General features: G+C 61.0%; 25 protein-coding genes. 22 read left to right on the plus strand and 3 right to left on the minus strand.

Annotated elements, in window-relative coordinates:
* The first annotated feature begins 129 nt into the window (after window positions 1-129).
* From rplS to HMPREF2526_RS03005, 9 genes are all read left to right on the plus strand, one after another.
* The gene (gene rplS / locus HMPREF2526_RS02965) at window positions 130-474 is read left to right on the plus strand and encodes a 50S ribosomal protein L19 (RefSeq protein ID WP_046648044.1); all 345 of its coding nucleotides are present in this window, start codon (window positions 130-132) and stop codon (window positions 472-474) included.
* 236 nt (window positions 475-710) lie between these two features.
* Complete coding sequence (gene lepB, locus HMPREF2526_RS02970) at window positions 711-1,406, plus strand: signal peptidase I (protein ID WP_158396197.1); 696 nt, start codon at window positions 711-713, stop codon at window positions 1,404-1,406.
* Complete coding sequence (lepB, locus tag HMPREF2526_RS02975; protein WP_070545791.1) at window positions 1,384-2,085, plus strand: signal peptidase I; 702 nt, start codon at window positions 1,384-1,386, stop codon at window positions 2,083-2,085. Before lepB (HMPREF2526_RS02970) ends, lepB (HMPREF2526_RS02975) begins: the two co-directional genes overlap by 23 nt.
* Window positions 2,086-2,090: 5 nt before the next feature.
* A complete protein-coding gene (locus HMPREF2526_RS02980; RefSeq protein WP_046648047.1) occupies window positions 2,091-2,732 on the plus strand; it encodes a ribonuclease HII in 642 nt (213 codons plus the stop codon).
* An 87-nt stretch (window positions 2,733-2,819) separates the two neighbouring features.
* Window positions 2,820-3,125 (plus strand): DUF2469 domain-containing protein, encoded by a 306-nt coding sequence (locus HMPREF2526_RS02985; RefSeq protein ID WP_005528899.1) that lies wholly within the window; start codon window positions 2,820-2,822, stop codon window positions 3,123-3,125.
* A gap of 207 nt (window positions 3,126-3,332) precedes the next feature.
* Window positions 3,333-3,770, plus strand: coding sequence for a YraN family protein (locus tag HMPREF2526_RS02990; protein WP_070545794.1), 438 nt, complete (start codon window positions 3,333-3,335; stop codon window positions 3,768-3,770).
* The gene (locus HMPREF2526_RS02995) at window positions 3,757-5,280 is read left to right on the plus strand and encodes a YifB family Mg chelatase-like AAA ATPase (RefSeq protein WP_070545796.1); all 1,524 of its coding nucleotides are present in this window, start codon (window positions 3,757-3,759) and stop codon (window positions 5,278-5,280) included. The genes HMPREF2526_RS02990 and HMPREF2526_RS02995 overlap by 14 nt, the downstream gene beginning before the upstream one ends.
* A complete protein-coding gene (gene dprA / locus HMPREF2526_RS03000) occupies window positions 5,277-6,455 on the plus strand; it encodes a DNA-processing protein DprA (protein WP_070512629.1) in 1,179 nt (392 codons plus the stop codon). The genes HMPREF2526_RS02995 and dprA overlap by 4 nt, the downstream gene beginning before the upstream one ends.
* Window positions 6,456-6,470: 15 nt before the next feature.
* A complete protein-coding gene (locus tag HMPREF2526_RS03005; protein ID WP_070545798.1) occupies window positions 6,471-7,382 on the plus strand; it encodes a tyrosine recombinase XerC in 912 nt (303 codons plus the stop codon).
* Here HMPREF2526_RS03005 and HMPREF2526_RS03010 read toward each other — a convergent pair.
* Entirely contained in the window at window positions 7,345-7,851 is a 507-nt protein-coding gene (locus HMPREF2526_RS03010; protein ID WP_070515659.1) for a M23 family metallopeptidase, read from the minus strand. The two genes, HMPREF2526_RS03005 and HMPREF2526_RS03010, sit on opposite strands and share 38 nt — an antisense overlap.
* Before the next feature lie 394 nt (window positions 7,852-8,245).
* Between HMPREF2526_RS03010 and rpsB the strand changes: the two genes are divergently transcribed.
* The 5 genes from rpsB (at window position 8,246) to HMPREF2526_RS03035 (ending at window position 12,734) form a co-directional block, all read left to right on the plus strand.
* A complete protein-coding gene (gene rpsB / locus HMPREF2526_RS03015) occupies window positions 8,246-9,073 on the plus strand; it encodes a 30S ribosomal protein S2 (RefSeq protein WP_010190382.1) in 828 nt (275 codons plus the stop codon).
* 247 nt (window positions 9,074-9,320) lie between these two features.
* Window positions 9,321-10,133, plus strand: a complete 813-nt coding sequence (gene tsf, locus HMPREF2526_RS03020; RefSeq protein WP_070515657.1) for a translation elongation factor Ts — start codon at window positions 9,321-9,323, stop codon at window positions 10,131-10,133.
* 248 nt (window positions 10,134-10,381) lie between these two features.
* Entirely contained in the window at window positions 10,382-11,119 is a 738-nt protein-coding gene (gene pyrH / locus HMPREF2526_RS03025) for a UMP kinase (protein ID WP_046648054.1), read from the plus strand.
* A 70-nt stretch (window positions 11,120-11,189) separates the two neighbouring features.
* The gene (gene frr, locus HMPREF2526_RS03030; protein WP_046648055.1) at window positions 11,190-11,747 is read left to right on the plus strand and encodes a ribosome recycling factor; all 558 of its coding nucleotides are present in this window, start codon (window positions 11,190-11,192) and stop codon (window positions 11,745-11,747) included.
* A 132-nt stretch (window positions 11,748-11,879) separates the two neighbouring features.
* On the plus strand, window positions 11,880-12,734 hold the full coding sequence (locus HMPREF2526_RS03035) for a phosphatidate cytidylyltransferase (protein WP_175973262.1): 855 nt from the start codon (window positions 11,880-11,882) through the stop codon (window positions 12,732-12,734).
* Window positions 12,735-12,737: 3 nt separating this feature from the next.
* Here the strand turns inward: HMPREF2526_RS03035 and HMPREF2526_RS03040 are convergent, their stop codons facing one another.
* Window positions 12,738-13,142 (minus strand): LapA family protein, encoded by a 405-nt coding sequence (locus HMPREF2526_RS03040; RefSeq protein WP_046648056.1) that lies wholly within the window; start codon window positions 13,140-13,142, stop codon window positions 12,738-12,740.
* Between the two features lie 93 nt (window positions 13,143-13,235).
* Here HMPREF2526_RS03040 and rlmN point away from each other — a divergent pair, with 93 nt between their 5' ends.
* The 3 genes from rlmN to HMPREF2526_RS03055 all read left to right on the plus strand — a co-directional run bounded on the left by rlmN (window position 13,236) and on the right by HMPREF2526_RS03055 (window position 16,821).
* Window positions 13,236-14,342 (plus strand): dual-specificity RNA methyltransferase RlmN, encoded by a 1,107-nt coding sequence (gene rlmN / locus HMPREF2526_RS03045; protein ID WP_046648137.1) that lies wholly within the window; start codon window positions 13,236-13,238, stop codon window positions 14,340-14,342.
* A gap of 71 nt (window positions 14,343-14,413) precedes the next feature.
* Window positions 14,414-15,235, plus strand: coding sequence for an ABC transporter ATP-binding protein (locus HMPREF2526_RS03050; RefSeq protein WP_070512639.1), 822 nt, complete (start codon window positions 14,414-14,416; stop codon window positions 15,233-15,235).
* Window positions 15,232-16,821, plus strand: a complete 1,590-nt coding sequence (locus HMPREF2526_RS03055) for an ABC transporter permease (RefSeq protein ID WP_070545800.1) — start codon at window positions 15,232-15,234, stop codon at window positions 16,819-16,821. Before HMPREF2526_RS03050 ends, HMPREF2526_RS03055 begins: the two co-directional genes overlap by 4 nt.
* 85 nt (window positions 16,822-16,906) lie before the next feature.
* Here HMPREF2526_RS03055 and HMPREF2526_RS03060 read toward each other — a convergent pair whose 3' ends face one another.
* Window positions 16,907-17,356: a DUF2631 domain-containing protein gene (locus tag HMPREF2526_RS03060; RefSeq protein ID WP_070545802.1), complete on the minus strand. Its 450-nt coding sequence runs from the start codon at window positions 17,354-17,356 to the stop codon at window positions 16,907-16,909.
* Between the two features lie 154 nt (window positions 17,357-17,510).
* On the opposite strand from HMPREF2526_RS03060, the gene dxr reads away from it, so the two are divergent.
* The 5 genes from dxr to map all read left to right on the plus strand — a co-directional run bounded on the left by dxr (window position 17,511) and on the right by map (window position 24,004).
* The gene (dxr, locus tag HMPREF2526_RS03065) at window positions 17,511-18,701 is read left to right on the plus strand and encodes a 1-deoxy-D-xylulose-5-phosphate reductoisomerase (RefSeq protein ID WP_070512646.1); all 1,191 of its coding nucleotides are present in this window, start codon (window positions 17,511-17,513) and stop codon (window positions 18,699-18,701) included.
* A 15-nt stretch (window positions 18,702-18,716) separates the two neighbouring features.
* Window positions 18,717-19,925, plus strand: coding sequence for a M50 family metallopeptidase (locus HMPREF2526_RS03070; protein ID WP_049155399.1), 1,209 nt, complete (start codon window positions 18,717-18,719; stop codon window positions 19,923-19,925).
* A 64-nt stretch (window positions 19,926-19,989) separates the two neighbouring features.
* Window positions 19,990-21,153, plus strand: a complete 1,164-nt coding sequence (gene ispG, locus HMPREF2526_RS03075) for a flavodoxin-dependent (E)-4-hydroxy-3-methylbut-2-enyl-diphosphate synthase (protein ID WP_070545804.1) — start codon at window positions 19,990-19,992, stop codon at window positions 21,151-21,153.
* Between the two features lie 58 nt (window positions 21,154-21,211).
* On the plus strand, window positions 21,212-23,062 hold the full coding sequence (locus tag HMPREF2526_RS03080; protein ID WP_070545806.1) for a penicillin-binding transpeptidase domain-containing protein: 1,851 nt from the start codon (window positions 21,212-21,214) through the stop codon (window positions 23,060-23,062).
* 69 nt (window positions 23,063-23,131) lie between these two features.
* A complete protein-coding gene (gene map / locus HMPREF2526_RS03085; RefSeq protein ID WP_046648064.1) occupies window positions 23,132-24,004 on the plus strand; it encodes a type I methionyl aminopeptidase in 873 nt (290 codons plus the stop codon).
* Window positions 24,005-24,035 lie beyond the last annotated feature (31 nt).

A 24,035-nucleotide genomic window follows, 5' to 3' on the forward strand; every position in this document is an offset into this window, starting at 1 on the left:
TTGGGGCAATTTGTTCTGCGGGGGTGGGGTGTGGAAAGATAGCGATGTTCTGTGTAATAGGCACGAACCGGTCAGCCGCCTCGCGGTGGCGCCAGGGTCCTCTGTCTTAAACTGAAAAGGAAAACACCAATGGCAAACCTCATTGATAAGGTTGATGCAGCTTCGCTGCGCGACGATATCCCGTCCTTCCGCCCGGGCGATACCCTTGACGTCAACGTCAAGGTCATCGAGGGCAGCACCGAGCGTACCCAGCTCTTCAAGGGTGTCTGCATCCGCCGTCAGGGCGACGGCATCCGCGAGACCTTCACCGTGCGTAAGGTTTCCTTCGGCATCGGCGTTGAGCGTACCTTCCCGGTTCACTCCCCGAACATTGCCTCCATCGAGGTAGTTCGCCGCGGCCGCGTGCGCCGCGCGAAGCTGTACTACCTGCGCGACCTGCGTGGCAAGAAGGCCCGCATCAAGGAGCGCCGCTAATTTACAGCGCGTCACAGCCCTTCGCCTTATCCTCATCGCGAGGAAAGGTGAAGGGCTTTCTTTTTTGGCTTCATCCTTCTAGCGCGCGCCGCGCGGGGCCCACAAGGCCCGTGAGGATAAGACACATTGCTAGGATTTAGTCCGTGGAAAAAGAAAACGACTTTACTGAAGGTTCCCAGGGCGCTGGGGGAGAGGCGTCGGAAAGCGCGGCATCCCCAACTAAGGACAAGAAGCAGATGCCTTGGTTGCTGGAGACTGTCATCGTGGTGGTCTGTGTGCTCGCGGTCGTTGGAGTTTTCCAGAACTTCGTGGGCCGGCAGTATGTCATCCCGTCCGGCTCCATGGAGCCGACACTGCACGGCTGCGAAGGGTGTAACAACGACCGTATCTTCACCGAGAAGGTTTCCTATTACGGCGACAAGAGCCCGGAGCCTGGTGATGTCGTGGTCTTTAAGGGGACCCCGGACTGGGACAGCAATTGGGTGTCGCCACGCTCCGATAACCCGGTGATCCACCGTATCCAGGATGCCCTGAGCTACGTGTCGCTCACCCCGCCCGACGAGAACACCTTGGTAAAGCGCGTCATTGCCACCGGTGGCCAGACGGTGTCCTGCCAGGAGGGGGATCCGGCAGTCATGGTGGATGGCAAGCCTATTGAGCAGGATTATGTGCAGGATCCGCCAACCTATCGCGTTGATGAGACCACCGGTTCCTACGCCTGCGGCGGCGCGTATTTTGGCCCCGTGACCGTGCCTGAGGGAAATATCTGGGTAATGGGAGATAACCGCACGGCCTCCGCGGACTCGCGTTATCACATGCAGGATGAGTACCAAGGAACTATCCCGCTGGAAAACGTTCGCGGCAAGGTGATGTTCATCTTCTTCCCCTTCAACCGCATCGGTGGAGTCGATGACCCGGACATCCAGTCCTAGAGTTCGCGATGTCCTGTGGGCGCTGGCAGTTACCTTCGTGGCGCTGGCGCTGATTCAGGCCTTCGTGGGCAGGATGTACCTCATCCCGTCCTCCTCCATGGAACCCACACTGCATGGCTGCCCGGGATGTACGAATGACCGCATCGCCGTGCAGAAGGTGAGCTATTACTTCAACGACCCGCGTCCTGGGGAGGTCGTGGTCTTTTCCGGGCCAGACTCGTGGAACACGTCTTTTGAGGTGAAGCGTTCCCGCAACGTGCTCCTGCGCGGCATACAAAACCTTGGTGCCGCCGTGGGGCTCGTGCCGAACGGCGACAATATCTTGGTCAAGCGGGTCATCGCCACCGGTGGGCAGACCGTGTCGTGCCAGGAGGGGGATCCAGCCGTGATGGTGGATGGCAAGCCCACCAACCAGGACTTCGTTCTGAATCCGCCGGAGATACCTGTTGATGAACGCGTGGGCTCGCAGGCCTGCGGTGGCGCCTACTTTGGTCCCGTCACGGTCCCGGAGGGTCACCTGTGGGTCATGGGAGACAATCGTACAAACTCGCTGGATTCGCGCGCTCACCTCGGAGACAAACTGCAGGGCACCGTACCCGTGGAGAACGTGCGCGGGAAGGTTTCCGCCGTGGTGATGCCGTTCAGCCGCGCCCAGACTATCGATGCTCAACCGGTGTAAACGCTATGCGCCGTCTCAAACAGAAGAGAACCTATGAGGTTGCGCTCTCCAAGGCGGGGCTGGGGCCTGTCGCGGGGGTGGATGAAGCCGGGCGTGGGGCCTGCTGCGGGCCGGTGACGATTGCCGCGTGCATTTTGCCCGATCGCATCATTCCCGGTTTGGAGCGGCTCGATGACTCGAAGAAGCTCACGCCGGCGGCCAGGGAGAAGCTGGAGCCGCTGATCAAACGTCGCGCGCTGGCGTGGTCGGTGGTGCACGTGGGAGCAAAGGACATCGATGCCTTTGGCATCCAGCACGCCAACCTGTCGGGGATGCGCCGCGCGGTGGCACAGCTTAAGGTCCGACCGGGCTATGTGCTGAGCGACGCCCTCTTTGTCCCCGGCCTGCCTACCCCGCAACTGCCGATCATCGGCGGCGATACTGCCGCACGCTGCATCGCTGCGGCAAGCGTTGTGGCCAAGGTGTCTCGTGATCGCTTGATGGATGAGCTCGCGCAGCGCTACCCGGGCTATGCCTTGGAATCGCATAAGGGGTATGGCACCGCCGCACACCAAGAGGCCATCGTGCAGTTGGGAGCGACGCCGGAGCACCGCATGAGTTATCGCAACGTTGCTGGGGCTCATGCGCAATTTCTCGCGCGCGCCTGAAGCCTGAGGCGGGGTGCGGGAACTAAGCTGGTGCTCAATCTGTGACACCGTGATCCCGGTTGATTGTGAGCGAAGGAGAAGCACACCGTGAGCGCTGAGGAACTCGATAACTACGAGGCTGAAGTCGAGCTGTCGCTGTACCGCGAATACCGCGATGTAGTCAGCCAATTCTCCTATGTGGTGGAAACCGAACGCAGGTTTTACCTGGCCAATGCGGTCGAGCTCATTCCGCATACATCGGGGCCGGACGTCTACTACGAGGTCCGCATGTCCGATGCATGGGTATGGGATATGTACCGCTCGGCGCGCTTTGTGCGCTACGTCCGTGTGATCACTTACAAGGACGTCAACATTGAAGAGCTGGACAAGCCGGACTTTGTCCTCCCAGAGTAAAGCTCGTGTGCGGGGTGCGGGTGCCAATGAAGTGGTGAGTCCGGACTAGTTATCCACAGATTTGGTGTGGCGAGACTCAAAGCTCTCGCCAGGGGGATGCCGAGTGAGGTGTTCTGGAAGTGCCGTAAGGGGGTGTGCGGCACAGGAATTGTCTTGTGTCGTGCTTGCGGCGTGTTGTGTACACGTTCAATTCCAAGGAGCACCATAATGACAAAAAATCTAGCGACTTCCGTGCATTCACCGAGCGTGGGGCAGACCATCCGCCCTGCGGATGCACTGGGGAAAGCGGGGGAGAAGTTCGCCGCTGACTTTTACCGAGCGCGCGGGGCTCAGGTGATAGCCGCGAACGTCCACTACCGTGTGGGCGAGCTCGACCTCGTTGTGCGCGAGCCTGATGGAACCATCGTCTTCTGTGAAGTTAAAACCCGGGCAACCCGCAACTTTGGCGTCGCTGAAGCGGTAACACCGCGCAAGCTGAAGCGCCTTCGCAAGGCTGCCGCGCAGTGGCTGAGCGCAAGGCGGAGTACTACCCAGCCCTTAAGCAAGGTTCGCTTTGATGTACTCGGGCTCGTGTCCACAGGGGCTGAGAAGGGGGAGGCCTTCGACGTGGAGTATTTCCAGGGGGTTGACCATGGCTCTCGGTAGGTGCGACACGATTGCGCTGGATGGCGTGCTGGCCAGGGTGGTCACCGTGGAAGCCAACGTGGGTCCCGGGCTTCCCGGTGTCCATGTGGTGGGACTGGGTGATGCCGCGATTTCGGAGTCGCGGGATCGCATCCGGACCGCGGTGAGCAACTCGCACCTACCGTGGCCGAAAACAAAGGTCGTGGTGTCCATGTCACCAGCATCGTTGCCCAAGGCCGGCGCACATTTCGATCTCCCCATGGCGCTGGCTATCTTAGCGGCAGGCCAGAGCGAGAAAAGTCGGCTCAGCGGGGCGCTCGTGCTCGGCGAGTTGGGACTGGACGGGCAGGTTCGCCCGGTCTCCGGCATCATCCCGGCGATTCTGGCGGCACGTTCGCAAGGCTATGACACGTTGGTCATTCCGGTTGGTAATGCGGCGGAAGCAGCATTGGTTCCCGGCATGCGAGTGCTGGTGGCCGAGACCCTCTGGGATGCTTTCACTTGGGTATGCGGGAGTGATTGCCTGCCGGACGCGCAGCTGATCACGCACGCTGCGGCGCCCGCGCGTGAACAGGTTGCAGACTTCAGCGAAGTAGCCGGACAGCGGGAAGCCAAGTGGGCAGCAGAGGTTGCCGCGGCTGGCGGCCATCACGTGATGATGGTGGGGCCACCTGGTTCCGGCAAATCAATGATTGCTTCGCGTTTGCCGGGCATCCTTCCGCGCTTGACCACGGAAGAAGCGGTGGAGGCTACCGCGATCCACTCGGTGGCGGGAGCCGTTGGCACGGCGATTTCCCGGGCGCCTTTCATCGCGCCGCACGCTTCGGTCACGAGGGCCGCGCTGATCGGCGGTGGATCGGGGCGCCCGCGGCCAGGTGCGGTGAGTCTGGCGCACCATGGAGTGCTCTTTCTCGACGAGGTCAGCGAGGTTCCGGCGCAAGTACTGGATAGCTTGCGCGCACCGCTGGAAGAAGGACAGGTGCGCCTGACTCGGGCTAGCCGCGAGGTAATCTTTCCCGCCCGCTTTCAACTGGTGTTGGCTGCGAACCCGTGCCGCTGTGGCGCTGAGGAACCGTCACGCTGCGAATGCCGGGCAGCAGACAGGATGAACTACCTATCCAACCTTTCGGGCCCATTGCGCGACCGCCTCGACATCATTGTGTCTTTGTCGGGGCAATCCGCGGTACTGCACCCAGAAGGGGAGGAAACCTCCGCAGACATTGCTCAACGCGTGGCCGCCGCCAGGGAACGAATGAAGGCGCGCTGGGAGGCCGATGGGCTGGGAAGCGTAGTCAATGGCGCCGTGTCTGCTTCCTATTTGCGGCGTCATCGCCCAGCAGCGGAGTCGGCGATGATTATGCTTGCTGCCTACTTGGCTGAAGGGGAGCTCAGCCAGCGTGGGGTGGATCGTGTGCTGCGCTTGGCGTGGACGTTGGCAGACCTCGATGGAACCGCCCGTCCCGAGCTCGACCACGTCAGCCGCGCACTCGATCTCCGTGGCGCTGACACGATCGAAAGGCTGGCCGCATGAGCGAACTCAACGTGTCGACCAGCCGTCACACCTGGGCCTACCTCAACCGCGTGGTGGAAGGACCCTCACCAACCCTCCACGGTCTGCTGACCCAATACCCGGCTGAGGAGATAGCGCGAGGAATCTATAAGGGAGAGGACTGGATCGGGCCCCTGCAGCAGGCCACGGCATCGCGGCGGGACTGGCTACGACAAGACGAAGACCTCGCTGCCGCAGAGGCGGTCGGAGCCCGGCTCATCACACCCGATGACGCGGAGTGGCCCGGGGAGGAATTTGCCCGTGCCTTTGGGTTCTACCAGCAGGGGCTCGTCGATGCCCCGGCGACGTTTGATGACCAAGCAGTCCCGCCCCACAGCCTCTGGGTTCGCGGCGGGAACCTGCGCGAAGCGGTAGCCCAATCCGTTGCCCTGGTGGGCACGCGCGCCGTGAGCCGGTACGGCTGGGAGGCGGGCTCACTTCTGGCTGGTGGCCTCGCAGCGCACCAATGGACCGTGGTGTCCGGTGGGGCAGTGGGGGTTGATACAGCGGTGCACGAGGCAGCTCTCGACGCAGGTGGGCAGACCGTCGCGGTGGCGGCCTGCGGTATTGACATTTCCTACCCGGCGCGCAATGCACGTCTCTTTGACAGGATTGCCGGGAATGGGTGCATCGTGTCCGAGTTCGCGCCGGGCACACGGCCACAGCGTTTCCGCTTCTTGTCCCGCAACCGCCTCGTGGCGGCGATGACCAGCGGCACCGTGGTGGTGGAAGCCGGGTTTCGTTCTGGCGCGTTGAACACGCTGAACTGGGCGGAGGCTCTGGGCCGGGTTGCGATGGCGGTGCCGGGCCCAGTCACGACGTCTGGGTCCTTGGGGTGCCACCAACGCATCCAGGATGGGCGAGCGCAACTGGTGGCCTCAGTCGACGAAATACGTGGACTCGTGGGCAAAGTCGGGGAAGTGGACGCTGCGGGTCAGTATGAACTTGAGTTCCAGCCAACCCCGGTGCAGCGCTTGTCCCGCAACGAGCTCAAAGTGTATGACTCCACTCCGCCGGAAAGTGCGGAGGAGGGAGCGAGTGCGGAGGATATCGCGGCTGCTGCGGGAATGCGGGTGGCGCTGACCATCCACCTGCTCGTGGCGATGCAAAAGATGGGGGTGATAACGCGCTCGGGCGCGATGTGGCAGCGCACCTGAGTACACTCATGTGACATGAGTGGAGCAAGTGGTAACGCCGAACGGCGCGTGGGCGGCCAGCTGGAGGAAGCGATCGAGGACTTTGCGGATTACCAGCGCATCGTTCGCGGCCGCTCCGAGGCGACTGTCCGTGGTTACTGCTCAGACCTGCGCCTGCTGGCTGCCGACGTCCCGAGTTTCTCGTCATTTACTCTGAACGCCCTTCGCGCATGGCTGGCGGGTGCCGTCGATGAGGGAAAATCTCGCTCCACGCTGGCGCGGCGTACCGCGGCGGTGCGCGCCTTTTCCACGTGGGCTGCGCGCGAGGGGCACCTCGAGACTGATGTCGCCCAGCGCCTGGCTACGCCCAAGGTGGGCAAGCATCTGCCCACTGTGATGTCGCCCGCTGCCGCCGGGGAACTGATGGGCAATGCGGTCTCCGCCGATGAGATCCATTTCCTGCGTGATAGCGCCATGCTCGAGTTTCTCTATGCCACCGGCGCGCGCGTAGCCGAATTGGTGAGCTTGGACATCGGGGATGTGGATCTTTCCCGCCGCACCGCGCGCGTGACTGGTAAGGGCAATAAGCAGCGCGTCGTTCCCTTCGGGGACGCGGCCCACGACGCGCTGCGCGCCTGGCTGAAGACGGGGCGCCCCGAGCTCGCCGGTGAAACGGAAGCGGTCTTCGTGGGCACGCGCGGACGCCGAATCGATGCGCGCCAGGTCCGCCGCGTCGTCGAACGCGCCGCACAAGTCACGGGCGCGCCGGGGCTCACCCCGCACGGCCTACGCCACTCCGCGGCTACGCATCTGCTCGAGGGCGGGGCCGATTTACGCATCGTGCAAGAGTTGCTCGGCCATTCTTCTCTGCAGACCACGCAGGTCTATACGCACGTTTCTGCCCAGCGCCTTAAGGACGTCTACGCTCGCTCCCACCCGCGGGCTTGAGTCGAATGACGGGCTCGCCGAGGAGATCCAGCGGGTTGATGTAGTCCTCGCGACCTTTAATTGCGCCCCAATGGAGTCCCGGATAGCCATCCACGGACGGCGCGAGCGTGCCGATCACGTCTCCTTCCTGCACTCGGTCACCTTTCTTAACCCGCGCGAACACTGGTTGATAAGTGGTGCGTAGGCCGTTGCCATGAGCAATCGAAAGGGCTGGCTTACCCGCTATGGAGCCTGCGAAGTACACAACGCCGTCGCCAGCGGCACGCACCTTACCGCCGACAGGTAGATCCAGATCGACACCGCGGTGCCCGGCCATCCACCGCTTCTCAGGAGGTTCGAAGCCACGCAAGACACGCGAAGCAACCGGCTCCCCAGTGGTGGGGTCGACGAAGGCGGCGGCGAGGGGGACGTCGGCAAGCGCGGCCCAAACGCATAGCAGGGCAGATAAACAAAGTAGACGGTGACGCATGACCTCAAGCCTGCGCGTGAGCGCGGCTCGAGGGAAGAGCGTGCGGTCGACCTGTGGATAACTCGTTACAGAAGTAACCCATGGTGCGCTAGGGAAAAGTTCGTTAAGCCTGTCAACAATCCAGCGGAGGTGATTCGGTCGCGCCGTTTGGAATCACCGTGTGTGCAGTACTAAGCTAGCCCACAGCAGTCTGTGCTCGGCACCGAATGGTTACCACATGGACTGACTACGCGCGGCGAAGTAGTCGCTTCCTGGGTTAAGGAAGAGACAGTCTGTGGTTGACGCGGTCCCCACAATGATGGGGTGTTGACCAAGGCCTTCGTTGCTAGGGTGCGGAATAAAACACCGCACAATTTTTGCAAAACCGAAACAACGTATAGAAAGCGAGCGAATCATGGCAGTTGTAACCATGCGCGAGCTCCTCGACGCTGGTGTCCACTTCGGTCACCAGACCCGTCGCTGGAACCCGAAGATGAAGCGTTTCATCTTCACCGACCGTAACGGCATCTACATCATCGACCTGCAGCAGACGCTGACCTACATCGATGAGGCCTTCGAGTTCGTTAAGGAAACCGTCGCACACGGCGGCACCATCCTCTTCGTTGGTACCAAGAAGCAGGCTCAGGAAGCTGTTGCTGAAGAGGCTTCCCGCGTTGGTATGCCGTACGTGAACCACCGCTGGCTCGGCGGCATGCTCACCAACTTCCAGACCGTCTCCAAGCGCCTGAAGCGCATGAAGGAGCTGCAGGCTATGGATGCAGCTGAGGACGGCTACAAGGGCCGCACCAAGAAGGAAGTTCTGATGCTGACCCGCGAGCGCACCAAGCTGGAGCGCGTCCTGGGCGGTATCTCCGATATGACCAAGGCTCCGTCCGCACTGTGGATCGTTGACACCAACAAGGAGCACATCGCGGTCAAGGAAGCTCAGAAGCTTAACATCCCGGTTGTTGCCATCCTGGACACCAACTGCGACCCGGATGAGGTCGACTTCCCGATTCCGGGTAACGACGACGCTATCCGCGCCACCAAGCTGCTCTCCGGCATCATCGCCACCGCTGTGGATGAGGGCAAGAAGGCTCGCGAGGAGCGCCAGCTTGCACAGGCCAAGGAGGCCGCCGGCGACACCGCTGAGAAGGACGCCCGCGACGCCGCTGAGGCTGCCGCTGCGTCTGACCCGGCTTCCGCTGAGAAGTCCGAGGACGCCGAGAAGTCCGCAGAGTAATCTGCATACCTGAAGCCCCCGTACCGCGCGGCGCCTACTGTCCGCGGAGATGGGGGCTTTTTCTCACGTGTTTTCCGAAGCTTGCGAAGGCGCGTGACACACCACAGGGGTGAAACACCACGCAGAGGGTTTCCTCCGTTGGGGGAGTGGGAGAAAGCTAACACCCCCTCAACGCGACGTGGTGGTAGCGATTCAGCTACGCTGTTTCAACGAATACCGTTTAAATCCAAGGAGGATCGCTCCAACTATGGCGAACTACACTGCTGCAGACGTAAAGGCATTGCGTGAGGCCACCGGCGCCGGCATGCTCGATTGCAAGAAGGCTCTCGACGAGTCCCAGGGTGACTACGACAAGGCCGTTGAGTACCTGCGCATCAAGGGCGCAAAGAACGTGTCCAAGCGCGCTGAGCGTGAGGCAACTGAGGGTCTGATTGCTGTCTCCGGCAACACGATGGTGGAGATCAACTGCGAGACCGACTTCGTGGCCAAGAACGAGGCTTTCAAGTCCTTCGCTGCCAAGATCGCTGAGGCTGCTGGTGAGGCCAAGGTCAACTCCGGTGAGGAACTCAACAACCTGGAGATTGACGGCAAGAAGGTTTCCGAGGTCGTCGACGAAGAGTCCGCAAAGACCGGCGAGAAGCTGCAGGCCCGCCGTGCCGTCACCATTGAGGGTGACAACGTAGCTGTGTACCTGCACCAGCGTTCCGCTGACCTGCCGCCGGCAGTGGGTGTCCTGGTGTCCTACGAGGGCAACGCAGAAGGCGCTCACGCAGTCGCTCTCCAGATCGCAGCTATGAACGCTGAGTACCTCACCCGCGAGGACGTTCCGGCTGAGATCGTTGAGAAGGAGCGCGAGATCGCTGAGGCCACCACCCGTGAGGAGGGCAAGCCGGAGGCTGCCCTGCCGAAGATTGTGGAAGGCCGCCTGAACGGCTTCTACAAGTCCGTGGTCCTGCTGGAGCAGGCAGCACTGTCTGACTCCAAGAAGACCGTTAAGCAGGTCGCAGACGAGGTTGGCACCACCATTACCGGTTTCGTCCGTTACGAGGTCGGCGTCTAAGCGCTTCTGAAGCTTTCGCAGTCATGGCCGCATGTCGTGCGGCGGCTGCCTTCCGTTCCCTCCTCCACTCCTTTTCCCTACGCCGTGTGGCCAAAGGAAAGAAGTGGGGGAGGGAGTTCGCTGTTTTAGCCTGCCCCTGAGGGTGGGGCTCGCACGCAGCTGAGTATTAGCAAGCGGCTTCCTATGGTTAAGATGGAACAGAATTATTCAAGCGCTTAACTGAAGCGTCGCCATGCGTGAAGGAGACGATGAAGACCGTGACCAACCCTGAACCGAAGCGAACCGGATACAAGCGAGTCATGCTCAAGCTGGGCGGTGAGATGTTCGGCGGTGGCAAGGTCGGCATCGACCCTGATGTGGTAGAAAACGTCGCCCGCCAAATTGCCGAGGTGGCGCAGCAGGGTACCGAAATCGCCGTCGTTATCGGCGGCGGTAACTTCTTCCGCGGCGCCGAACTTTCCCAGCGCGGCATGGACCGCGCGCGCTCCGACTACATGGGCATGCTCGGCACCGTCATGAACTCCCTGGCGCTGCAGGACTTCCTCAAGCAGCAGGGCATCGACTGCCGCGTGCAGACCTCCATCAACATGGCCCAGATCGCTGAGCCCTACCTCCCGCTGCGTGCCGACCGCCACTTGGAAAAGGGCCGCGTCGTCATCTTCGGCGCCGGAATGGGCATGCCGTACTTCTCCACCGATACCACTGCGGCGCAGCGAGCCCTAGAGATCGGCGCGGAAGTCCTCTTCTTGGCCAAGGCAGTCGACGGCGTCTATTCGGCCGACCCCCGGACCAACCCGGATGCCGAACTGTATTCCGAAATCACCCCGCGTGAGGTTATTGAGAAGGGTCTGAAGGTGGCCGATGCCACCGCGTTCAGCCTCTGCATGGACAACAATATGCCGATTTTGGTCTTCAACCTCCTCACCGAGGGCAACATCAAGCGTGCCGTCAACGGCGAGAAGATCGGCACGCTGGTTCAGTCCTAGTACAAATGGGCTGCGACCTGCTAAATTCTTTCCCAGAACTTTTGACTATTTCAAGGGAGTTGTAACCCTCATGATCGACGAGATCCAGCTCGAAGCTGAAGAGCACATGACCGCTTCGGTAGAGCACACCCGTGAGCAGCTGCTCACCATCCGCACCGGCCGCGCCAACCCGTCCATGTTTAACGGCTTGGTCGCTGAGTACTACGGGGTTCCGACCCCGATTACCCAGATGGCCACCATCTCGGTCCCTGAACCGCGCATGCTGCTCATCAAGCCTTATGAACAGTCCGTGATGAATGAGATTGAGAACGCGATTCGCAACTCGGATCTGGGCGTGAACCCGACGAACGACGGTCAGGTACTGCGCGTGACCATCCCGCAGCTGACCGAGGAGCGCCGCCGCGACATGGTCAAGATGGCCAAGAGCAAGGGCGAGGACGGCAAGATTGCTATCCGCAACATCCGCCGCCGTGCCATGGAGCAGCTGAAGAAGCTGCAGAAGGATGGCGACGCGGGTGAGGACGAGGTTATCGCCGCCGAGAAGGAGATGGAAAAGATTACATCCGGCTACATCGAGCAGGTGGACCAGCTCGTAGCCAACAAGGAAGAAGAGCTCATGGAGGTCTAGCCTCCGCGCTCACAGAGTTTTGACTTGCCGCCGCGCCAGGCACCGACCAGCACGGCGGTCTTTTCTGTGTAGACCTTGACTTACCCCACGATTGAATGAGGAGCACGCGTGAGCACTGAGCACTCGAGCCGAATGCCCAAACCCAAAAACTCCGCGGGTCGAGACATGCCCGCGGCGATTGCCGTTGGCGTTGGTTTGGGCGCGCTCGTTGTCTTTGCGGTGTGGGCCGGGCCCCTTGTGTGGTACCTCGTCGTAGCCACAGCGCTGGGCCTAGCCATGTGGGAGGTCCTTACCAGGCTGCGGGAGCACTCCTACTACGTCCCGCGGACATTGCTCATCGTCTTGGGACAAGCCATGGTGTGGGTCTCGTGGTTCCTCAATGCTTCTGGCCTCGTCGCGGTTTATGTGGTTGCGGTTTTGGCGCTGATGTTCGGCCGCCTCTTCCACAACGGTAGACACCGACCCCCGATTAACTACCTGCGCGATATGTCCGTGGGTATCTTCGTGCTGACCTGGATCCCACTATTTGGCACCTTTGCCGCGATGCTCTCGCGGGTGGAGACCCCCTTCGCCTCGGGGGCGGCGTCGATTGTCGTGTTTATGCTCTGCGTCGTCGCCTCCGACACCGGTGGTTTCATCGCCGGCGTAATGTTTGGCTCGCACCCCATGGCCCCCGCGGTGAGCCCCAAGAAGTCGTGGGAGGGCTTTGCCGGCTCGGTAGTTTTCGGCACCCTGACCGGTGCATTGAGTTTCGCGTTCCTGCTGCACCACACTCCATGGGTGGGCGCGCTCATGGGCCTCGGGCTCGTTTTCTGCGCCACCCTCGGTGACTTGGTGGAGTCTCAGTTTAAGCGGGAATTGGGCATCAAGGATATGTCTGCCTTGCTGCCCGGTCACGGCGGCATCATGGACCGCCTGGATGGCATGCTGCCATCCGCGATGGTCACGTGGGTGGCAATGAGCTTCCTGACCACCCTGGCGCCGTAGGTCTTAGCGGCGCGCTTGCTTGCGTACCTGGCGGCGCAACTCGAACATGCGCCAGCCGCCCACCAGGGCCATAATGAGCGCGCCGGCAATGGCGCAGATGAGGTAAGTGACACCGGCGGGGAACTGCACTGACCAGTTAAGGAAGTTCAGCGGTACTTGGTGCTGGTTCTGCAGGATGAAGATGATAAGGACGATGAGCAGCAAGAAGCCCACGATGAGGGCAATCCACGTGCTGGCGGCGAAGGAGCCCTTGACCTTTCCGTCATTTTTATTGTCATAGTCGGTTGCGCGCGGAGCCGGCTCCACCGCACCGCCACCGGAAGTGGTTTCCGCAGACAGGTCGGTCAGAGGCTCGTCGGCCGGAGCGGTGGTGCGGAATTCCTCAGGGGAGTTTTCTGGATTCGTCATGCATCTATTAAATAGGTTGAGATGTCACTTTCGCCACTCCAGCAGAGCTTAGATTGGATAATGTGGCCGAAAACGTGGAAAATGGGCTCTACCATGGCTGAACCACTGAAACTGAATTTCTCTGCTCCGCGCCGCGGGCTACCCCCGAAGCACTTCGCGGACCTGACCGAGGCCGAGCGCATTGAGGCGCTCGCGGAACTTGGCCTGCCTAAGTTCCGGGCAAAGCAGCTGGCCAAGCACTACTACGTCCACCACACCGCCGATGTTTCCGAGATGACGGATATCCCGGCTGCCTCCCGTGAGGCAGTCCAGGAGCGTTTGTTCCCCACGCTCATGCAACCCATCCGGCAGACTTCCACCGACGACGGCGAGACCACCAAGTCCCTGTGGCGTTTGCACGACGGCACGCTGCTGGAGTCCGTGCTCATGCGCTACCCAGGGCGCGCCACCCTGTGTATCTCCTCCCAAGCCGGCTGCGGCATGGCCTGTCCGTTCTGCGCCACCGGCCAGGGCGGGCTGGACCGCAACCTGTCCACTGCGGAAATCGTGGAGCAGTTTAGGCATGCTGCTCGCCTCATGGAAGAGGAAGGCGGGCGCTTAAGCAATGTTGTCTTCATGGGCATGGGCGAGCCGCTGGCCAACTACAAGCGCGTGGTTCATGCGGTGCGCCAGATTACCGGACCTGATCTCAGCGGCTTCGGCCTGTCCCAGCGCAACGTCACTGTATCGACGGTCGGCTTGGCCCCGGCCATCCGCAAGCTCGCGGATGAGGATTTGTCCTGCACCCTCGCAGTGTCCCTGCACACCCCGGACGATGAGCTGCGCGATACTCTCGTGCCTGTCAACAACCGCTGGCCGGTCGAGGAGGTGCTCGACGCCGCCAAGTACTATGCCGATAAGTCTGGCCGCCGCGTCTCCATCGAGTATGCGCTGATCCGCGATAAGAACGATCAGGATTTCCGCGCCGACATGCTGGGCCGGAAGCTCCATGCGGCGCTGGGCTCCAAGGTTCACGTCAACGTCATTCCGCTTAACCCCACGCCGGGTTCCGAGTGGGACGCCGCTCCGAAGGCGCGTCAGGACGAGTTCGTCCGCCGCGTCATCGCGCAGGGCGTGCCGTGTACCGTGCGCGATACCAAGGGCGATGAAATCGCTGCGGCCTGTGGTCAGCTTGCCGCTGACGAGCGCGAGACGGCTTAAGCACCCTGCTTACAGTTTCCTAACAATAGTTTTGCTGGAGAACGAAGCATTAATGGTTCTTGATACTGTTAATGCTTATGACTCATCCTTATCGTGCGGACTTAGCCGCCGATCCGCGCACCCAAGCTCTTGCGGTGCGCGACCTGCGCAAGTCCTTTGGTTCTCAGATCGCTGTCAATAGCCTCGACTTGGATGTTCCACGCGGATCCATCTACGGGATAGTGGGGCCCAATGGTGCGGGCAAGACCACGATGCTGACCATGGCCTGTGGTCTCCAGCGTCCCGATTCGGGCTCCAGCTTCATCGCTGGTCACAATGTGTGGGAGGAGCCCATTCCCGCCAAGCGGGCCATGGGTCTGCTCATGGATGGTGCGCCGGTCTTTGACCGCCTCACGGGCGCTGAGTATCTCCACTACCTCGGTGCTTTGCACAAGCTGGAACGCGCCGAGTCGCTGCGCCGTGCGCAGGAGCTTCTCGACGCCCTCTCCCTCTCCGATGCCGCCGACAAACGCATCGCGGATTATTCCGCCGGCATGACCAAAAAGATCCTCTTGGCCGGCGCCGTCCTGCACAACCCAGAGGTGCTCATCTTGGATGAGCCGCTGGAAGCCGTGGATCCGGTCTCCGGGCGCCTCATCCAGCAGATGCTGCGCGCCTATGCTGCGCGTGGCGGCACGGTTATTTTGTCTTCGCACGTCATGGAGCTTGTTGAGGGTCTATGCGATCACGTTGCGATCATCAACGGCGGCCAAGTCATCACCGCAGGCCACGTTGAGGATGTCCGCCAGGGCCAAAGCCTGAGCGATCTGTTCATCGCGGCCGTTGGGGGACGGGATCTGGACGTCTCGAAGTTTGGGTGGCTGCGCTCCCCGTCGGCAGGTGAGCGCGAATGACGTCCACTCTGTTCAGGCTTCACCGCACCCTGTGGTGGCGCAGTGTCGCCTCCAACCCGTCGACGCTCATCATGGGGCTGATGATGCTTCTCTACGGGGCTATCGGTCTCGTTTCGCTCGCCTTCATGGTGTATTCCGATATCACCACCCCGGGTCACGGTTACCAAGCGCTGACCGTCGGGGTGGCAGGCGGCATGCTCATCTACGTTCTCCTCGCTCTTTTCATGCCGGCGGGGGAGAACCAGTTGAGCCCGACAACCCTGGGAGCTCTTCCTCTGACTCCCCGCGAGGTTCTTCCGGGCCTCTTCCTTTCCAGCTTGTTGACTACCCGCGCCATCATGTCGGTTGTCTTTTCCCTGGTATATGCGATCATCGGCAGCATCTTCCTTATACTGACGGGGCCTGGGTGGGCCGCAGTGCCCTTCGTCGTCGGCATGGTTCTGTCGTGTGTCACGACCATTATCTTCGGCGAATGCCTTGGCCAAGTGGCTTCCGCTATCGCAGATTCCCAGAAATCCCGCACCCAAATCGCGGCGATGGTGGTTATGGGCCTGCTCGTCTTTGGCATGCTGCAGGCGCAGAGCGTCTTGGAGTCTTTGCCGCCGCTAAACACGGTAGGCGCTGTCAGCGCCTGGACCCCGTTTGGCGCAGGGGTGGGGTGGGCGCTCGCGCTTGCCGACGGCCAGCTCATCACCGCCCTAGCCCAACTACTGATCGCGGTGGCCAGCCTTGGCCTGTTGGCATGGGTGTGGTCCCGTCAGATAACCGGCCTCATGCGCAATCCGGGAGCGGGTGGTGACGCAGCCAGCGAGGTGACGGGCAAGGGAGTATCCAAGTTGGAGTTGGGCGCGTGGTCTTATTCCAGTCCGGCGGCGATGGAATATACCCGCGCGTTGCGTTATCTCACCCGTGACAAGCGGCAAACAGGCATGCTGTACATGATGCCTCTGTTTGGCGTGGTGACGCTCTATCAGCTGTGGAAGGGCGAGGACTTCACCGCCTATTTTATGCTGTGCTTCAGCGCAATCGTGCTCTCTTCGCTCTTGGCTAATGATTATGGCTTCGACGGGCCATCGAACTGGGTCCACATGGTGGCGCCGGTTGCCCCGCGCACCATCCTTCATGCGCGCCACCTCGCACACGTGACTATTCCTTTGATTGGGTTTGTTCTGCTTGCCGTAGTGGTTCTTGTCTTTTGTGATGACGTCACCTTGGGCATGTTGAGCACAGCTGTGGCCCTAGGAGTGTTTATCTCCACGGCGGCGGTGGGCTTGGGGTTGACGGTGCTCAATCCTTATCCCTTGTCCGCCCCTGGGCAGAACCGGTGGAATGATAAATCTGGCTATTCCGCTGGTGCTTTCCTCACTGCGTTTGTCGGCATGCTGTTGGTATGGGTGCCCGCGCTTCCGGGGATCGTGGTTTCTGCCCTCGTTTACGAGCGAGGAGGCTGGCTGCTTTACGTTGCAGTAATGGTTTCGCTGCTGGTTCCGGCGCTGGTTTACGCCGGTGTCTGGCGCTTTGCCGGAAACAGAGCACAGGAGCGAACCCCGGAAATCTACGCGGTGGTCAACCGTTACGTGACCTAGGGGGCGAAAAAGATAAAACAAAGCTCCCTTTTAGCAGGCCATTCGTGAACTGCAGAAAGGGAGCTTTATTTAAAGCGAAGAAGCGTTAGTTAGCCACCGGCTTGGCAGCGTGGCGGCCTTCGGTCACACCACGAAGGTGGGCAACGCGAGAAGGCTCGATGTTGAGGGCACGTAGCTCATCATCGGTCAGGGAAGCGTAGACGTTGTGAACGGTCTTCTGCTCGTATGCCCAGTCCGGCTCCTCGTGGCCTACCGGCTTGTTACGGGCGGTCAGGGTGCGCACCTGGGAGAGCTTCGGCTGCAGGGTGTAAATCACCAAACCGAGGGCGATAAGGACTGCCAGGGTGATGAGCCAGATCGTCTCCACGTGGCCCTTGTGGTTACCAAAGTTATAAGCAAGCAGGAAGACGACGGACGTCCAGCCGGCGATCTGTACGCCCGAGCGGCTGATGCGGGACCAACCGAAACCTGCGGACGGGACGTCATCGGTGGATACGCCGTCGAAAACCTGCGATGCCGGCTTGTGGGAAGACACTTGCTCTCCTTTGCGTGTACATGCAGCTCACCCTGGTTAGAACTTGTTGACTCGAGCGAGCGCACGAAAAATGCCAGTTATTCTGTGTAGTAGTTTAAATGATCCTGCCGACAACCGCGATTAAACACCCCCGCCTTTCGCTATCGGAGCGCCTATGACTCCGGCTAGGGTGAACAGGGTGAGTACCCAACGCATTCTGATTCTCGGCTCTACTGGTTCGATTGGCACCCAGGCTCTGGAAGTTATCGCGGATAATCCGGATAAATTCACAGTCGTGGGTATCGCTGCCGGTGGGTCCAACCCACAGCTCGTTATTGAGCAGGCCCGCGCTCTCAACCTTTCGTTTGACCACGTGGCCGTCGCTAAGCCCGAAGCAGCCCGCACCGTTTCCGAGGCTCTCGGCGGCGCTGTGCTGTCGGGCCCAGACTCCGCAGAACAACTTGTCAAGGCCATCGATGCGGATAAGGTTCTCAACGCGCTTGTTGGATCCATGGGTTTGGCATCCACCATCGCCACTTTGGAGAAGGGCGAGCTGTTGGCGTTGGCGAACAAAGAATCTCTCGTCGCCGGCGGCTCCATCGTCACCCGCTTGGCGGGGGAGGGGCAGATTATTCCGGTGGATTCCGAGCATTCCGCCATGGCGCAATGCTTGCGTGCGGGCAGCGGTGTGGAGCTTGAGCGCCTCGTTCTTACCGCCTCTGGCGGTCCTTTCCGCGGGTGGACCCGCGAGGAGATGTGGGATGTCACCCCGCAGCAAGCAGCGCAGCACCCGACGTGGTCGATGGGGCAGATGAACACCCTGAATTCGGCGACTTTGGTGAATAAGGGCCTTGAGCTCATCGAGGCGACCTTGCTGTTCGACATCCACCCGGACCTTATTGATGTCACCGTTCACCCCCAATCCATCGTGCACTCCATGGCCACCTTCACCGATGGCTGCACGATTGCGCAGTGTTCCCCGCCGTCGATGAAGTTGCCGATCTCGTTGGCGCTGGACTGGCCACACCGAGTACCCGGCGCTCAGCCGGCGTTGGACTTTTCCGCCGCTCATGACTGGCGCTTCGAGCCGCTCGATGACGAAGCCTTCCCAGCCGTTCGCCTTGCCCGCGAGGTGGCCGCTGCCGGCGGCACGCATGCCGCTGTATATAACGCTGCGAACGAGGAGGCAGCGGCTGCTTTCCTGGCGGGCCGCATCCACTTCCCGGAAATTGTTGACGTGGTTAGCCACGTCGTGGGTCAGGCCTCGGAGTTCGCTGGTGTACCCTCTAGCGTCGATGATGTCCTCGCCGTGGAAGGTGAGGCCCGCCGTCGCGCAAATGCGTTGGTGGATTCACTCGCTCGTTAGAAAGCCGTCTACTTTATGGCAAATGTCCTCGGCATAGTCCTCTTCGCCTTGGGGATCGGCATTACCGTTGCCCTGCACGAGGCCGGCCACATGTTCACCGCCCGTGCCTTCGGTATGCGTGTGCGGCGTTACTTCATTGGCTTTGGTCCGCGCGTCGCATCCTTTACGCGCGGCCACACCGAATACGGCCTCGCAGCTCTTCCAGTGGGTGGCTTTTGCGATATCGCGGGCATGACGGCGCAGGATGAGTTCCTCACAGAGGAGGAAGAGCCCTACGCCATGTACAAGAAGCCGGCGTGGCAGCGCGTCATCGTGCTGGCCGGCGGCATCACGGTGAACCTCTTGTTGGGTTTCATTATCCTGCTGCTCATCGCCATGACCACGGGCCTGCCCAACCCAGACGCGGATGTCCGTCCGCGCGTTGGTGAAGTGTCCTGTGCTGTGAACCAGAAGGCTGACGGCACCCTAGATTCCTGCCAAGGGCTGGGCCCAGCTGGTGAGGCGGGCGTGGAGTCCGGGGATATCGTCCTAGCACTCAATGGCGAGACCATGGACTCCTTCGCGCAGCTGCGCGATACGGTCATGAACTATCCCGGCGATACCGTCACCCTCACCGTTGAGCGCGATGGCGCTCCGCGTGACTTCGATATCACCCTGGCGACGGTGACCCGGCTCAACGCCGAGGGGCAACTGGTGGAGGTCGGTGCCATCGGCATGAGTAACCAGGTAATCGACATCAGGGAGACCTACTCCTTTGTCGACGCTATCCCGGCGACCGCCCGCTACTCGGGCTATGCACTCAACGCCACGGTCCAAGGACTCGCGCAATTCCCAGCGAAAATCCCTGGCGTGGTGGCTTCCATCTTTGGGCAGGAGCGCGATGTCAACGGGCCGATGTCCGTGGTGGGTGCTTCCCGCGTAGGCGGTGAACTGGTGGAGCGCAGCCTGTGGTCTTCCTTCTTTATGATGTTGGCCACCCTCAATTTCTTCCTCGCGCTGTTTAACCTCATCCCGTTGCCGCCTTTTGATGGTGGTCACATCGCCGTCATCATCTATGAGAAGATCCGCGATGCTTTGCGCCGCCTCATGGGCAAGGAGCCGAAGGGGCCGGCAGACTATACCAAGCTCATGCCGATTACTTATGTGCTGGCTTTCCTCCTCATGGCGGTGGGCGCGCTCATCATGATTGCGGATGTGGTCAACCCGATTCGGCTCTTTGGCTAGTGATCCCGCTGTCTTGTGCGGTGCTAGAGTGGGGGCGTTAAACCCCAATTAGCAAGGAGCGCACATGTCGACCCCTATTGGTCTTGGAATCCCCGACGGCCCACCTCCTACCTTGGCGCCGCGCCGCAAGACGCGCCAGCTCATGGTTGGCCAGGTGGGCGTGGGCTCTGATCACCCCATTTCAGTGCAGTCGATGACCACGACGAAGACGCACGACGTTAACGCCACCCTCCAGCAGATTGCCCAGCTGACCGCATCGGGCTGCGACATCGTTCGCGTTGCCTGCCCGAAGACGGTTGACGCGGAGGCTTTGCCCGCGATTGCCAAGAAGTCTCCGATCCCGGTGATCGCCGACATCCACTTCCAACCCAAGTACATCTTCGCTGCCATCGACGCCGGCTGCGCCGCTGTTCGCGTTAACCCGGGCAATATTAAGGAATTTGATGGTCGCGTGAAGGAAGTTGCCAAGGCGGCGGGCGATGCCGGTATTCCGATTCGCATCGGCGTCAACGCAGGTTCCTTGGACAAGCGCATCATGGAGAAATACGGCAAGGCAACCCCAGAGGCCCTCGTCGAGTCCGCACTGTGGGAGGCTGGCCTCTTCGAGGAGCACGGCTACGGCGATATCGCCATTTCCGTCAAGCACAATGACCCAGTCGTCATGGTGGAGGCCTACCGCCAGCTCGCCGCTCAGTCTGACTACCCGCTGCACCTCGGTGTTACCGAGGCCGGCCCCGCATTCCAGGGCACCATCAAGTCTTCGGTTGCTTTCGGCGCCCTGCTTGCCGAAGGCATCGGCGACACCATCCGCGTGTCCCTCTCGGCGGATCCGGTGGAAGAAATCAAGGTCGGCGACCAGATCCTGCAGTCCCTCAACTTGCGCCCGCGCAAGCTGGAGATTGTCTCCTGCCCGTCCTGTGGCCGCGCACAGGTGGACGTCTACAAGCTGGCCAACGAAGTCACCGAGGGCCTCGACGGTATGGAATTCCCGCTGCGCGTGGCCGTCATGGGCTGCGTGGTGAACGGCCCGGGCGAGGCCCGCGATGCAGACCTCGGTGTGGCCTCCGGTAACGGCAAGGGCCAGATCTTCGTCAAGGGTGAGGTCATCAAGACCGTTCCTGAATCCAAGATCGTGGAAACGCTCATCGAAGAAGCGATGCGCCTGGCGGAGGAGCAAGGCCTCGAGGCCGTGGAAGGCGCCAAGGCTGAGGTTCGCGTTACCAAGTAGCACGCCCTGCGGTGTGGGGTGGCCGCCGCGCCGCCCCAGGCTGCTACGCTGCCCAAGCATGAAGAGGTTCGTGGCGCTGCTGGGTGCGGTAGGTTTCGCGGCGTCGTCTGTGGTGGGATGTACCCCCAAGCCGGTGTCCGCGCGCCCAATTGCAGAAGAGTTTCTTGAGAGCATGGAAACTCGCAACAATGAAGAGCTGGTACAGCTGATCGATGACGGAACCACCGCCACGAACACCCTCGACGCCACCTTCGCCGGCCTCCAAGCAGAGGGCCTTGACGTCGAGCTGACCGGGGTAGATCAGGAAGAGGCTCAGGCCACCGCGCACTATTCAGTGACGTGGACGCTGCCGCGTAATCGTTCCCTCCGCTATGACACGTCTATGGCCTTGACTCGCAAGGACAAGGACTGGACTGTCCGCTGGCAGCCCAGCATCATTCACCCCGATCTCGGCGCACACCAGCACCTCGAGCTGCGCTCAGTCGCGCCGAAGCGCGCAGGCGTGGTCTCCTCCGATGGCGTCGAGCTGATGTCACCGGGGCTGCAATACCGCCTTGTTGTCGATACCGACGCTGTCGATGACCCGCGTCCGCTGGCAGCTAAGATTTCCGGCGCTTTGAGCCAAGCGCATCGGGAGGATGATTCCATTCCGGAGGTTGATTCTGGCGAACTTGCCACAAACCTCGAAGGAATCGATGGCTCCTACTCGGTCACCATTCTCAACGAGGCCCAGGCAGCGAGGCTGCGTCCCGTCCTGGAAAACCAGAAGGGGATTCGCTTCAATGAGGAGCCGGCGCTCATCACTCGCGATACCGGCCTGGCACCCGACATCCTCTCCCGTGTGCGATCCATGGTTTCTGAAGAAGTCGATGGCAAGAATGGTTGGTCCGTCTCTGTCGTGAACGAACACGGGGCTGCGCTATCCGACGTCGAGTATCACGAGCCCGAAGCGGCTCCGTCCATCAAGGTTTCGCTGGATTATGACGTTCAGCGTGCTGCGCAAGAAGCCATTAATCTGCACCCCGGGTACGAGGCCATGATTGTGGCCATGCGCCCCTCCACGGGCGAAATTCTGGCCGTGGCGCAAACCCCGGAAGCAGATAAGAAGGGCGACATCGCCCTCCAAGGCCAGTTCCCTCCCGGATCGGTCTTCAAGATTATTACGGCCTCGGCGGGCGTCGACAAGCAAGGCCTGTCCACAGATTCCATCGTGCCCTGCCCGGGCACCATGGATCTGTACGGGCGCACCGTGACCAACTACAACGGGTTCTCGCTCGGCTCGGTACCGCTGCGCCAAGCCTTTGCACAATCCTGCAACACCACGTTCGCGCAGATCTCGACCGACCTCCCCAAGGGTGAGCTTCGCGACGTGGGCAAGCAATACGGGCTGGGCATCGACTACGAGGTGCCGGGGCTCTCGACGATTACCGGATCGATCCCAGAGGGAGAAACCCCGCTTGAACGCACGGAAGCCGGCTATGGCCAGGGCCTTGACCTTGTCTCTCCCTTTGGCATGGCGCTTGTTTCTTCGACGGTAGCGGCTGGCAAGACCCCGACGCCGACTCTCATCGAGACACGGGAGACCAAGGTTTCCGAGGAGGTCCCCGCGCCGAGTGAAGAGACGCTGAATCAGGTACGGGACATGATGCGTCAGGTGGTGGCGAGCGGTACTGCGGCGGGTATGCAAGCACAGGGAACCATTTATGGAAAGACCGGTGAGGCAGAAATCAACGACGGCTCGCACGCGTGGTTTACCGGCTTCCGCGATGATGACATTGCTTTTGCCACACTCGTGGTGTTGGGCGGTGGCTCGACGATTTCGGTCAACATCACTGATAACTTCCTACAGCGTTTGGACGCCTTCCGCGCGGAAGGCCACGGCGAGGTTGCTCCCGCACAAGAGCAATAGCGCGCGCTTATGAGCGCGCCAATGGTGCTCTTTGTCGGGTGCTGGGGAAGAGGGCTACCATGAGTAGTTATGACTAAGCGCGCGATGCTGAAACAAGAAAAAGATACTCCAATCCGCACGGTACCGAAGGATATTGAACGCCCAGAGTACGTGTGGAAGGATACGGTCCAGGAAGCGCAGGGCGAGCCGTTTGTGCAGACCCCGGAGGTCATTGAGGCTATGCGTGAGGCCTCACGCATCGCGGCCAACGCTCTGCAGGAAGCCGGGAAAGCTGTTGCTCCCGGCGTGACCACGGATGAGATTGACCGCGTTGCGCACGAGTACATGTGCGATCACGGTGCCTACCCGTCGACGCTGGGGTACTTGGGCTTTCCGAAATCCTGCTGCGTGTCCCTCAATGAGATTGTCTGCCACGGCATCCCGGATACCACGGTGATTGAGGATGGCGACATCGTCAATATCGACGTCACTGCCTTCAAGAATGGTGTGCACGGCGATACCAACGCCACCTTCCTCGCCGGCAATGTCTCGGAGGAGCACAAGCTGTTGGTGGAGCGCACGAAGGAAGCGATGATGCGCGGCATCAAGGCGGCGAAGCCCGGCCGTGAGATTAACGTTATTGGTCGCGTTATTGAGTCTTATGCCAATCGTTTCGGCTACAACGTGGTTACCGATTTCACTGGCCACGGTGTGGGCCCCACCTTCCACAACGGCCTCGTCGTGCTGCACTATGACTCTATGACCTACCGCGACATCCTCGAGCCGGGAATGACGCTGACCATCGAGCCGATGATCAACCTGGGATCGCTGGACTATGAGATTTGGGACAACGGCTGGACCGTCCAGAACACCGATGGCAAGTTCACCGCCCAGTTCGAGCACACCATCGTTATCACCGATGATGGAAACGAGATTCTTACCCTGCCTGGTGAACTCGACTAGCCTAAGAGGCGGTAAGGCTCGGTCTTAAGAC

The sequence above is a fragment of the Corynebacterium sp. HMSC070E08 genome, assembly GCF_001808895.1.
GTDB lineage: Bacteria > Actinomycetota > Actinomycetes > Mycobacteriales > Mycobacteriaceae > Corynebacterium > Corynebacterium hiratae.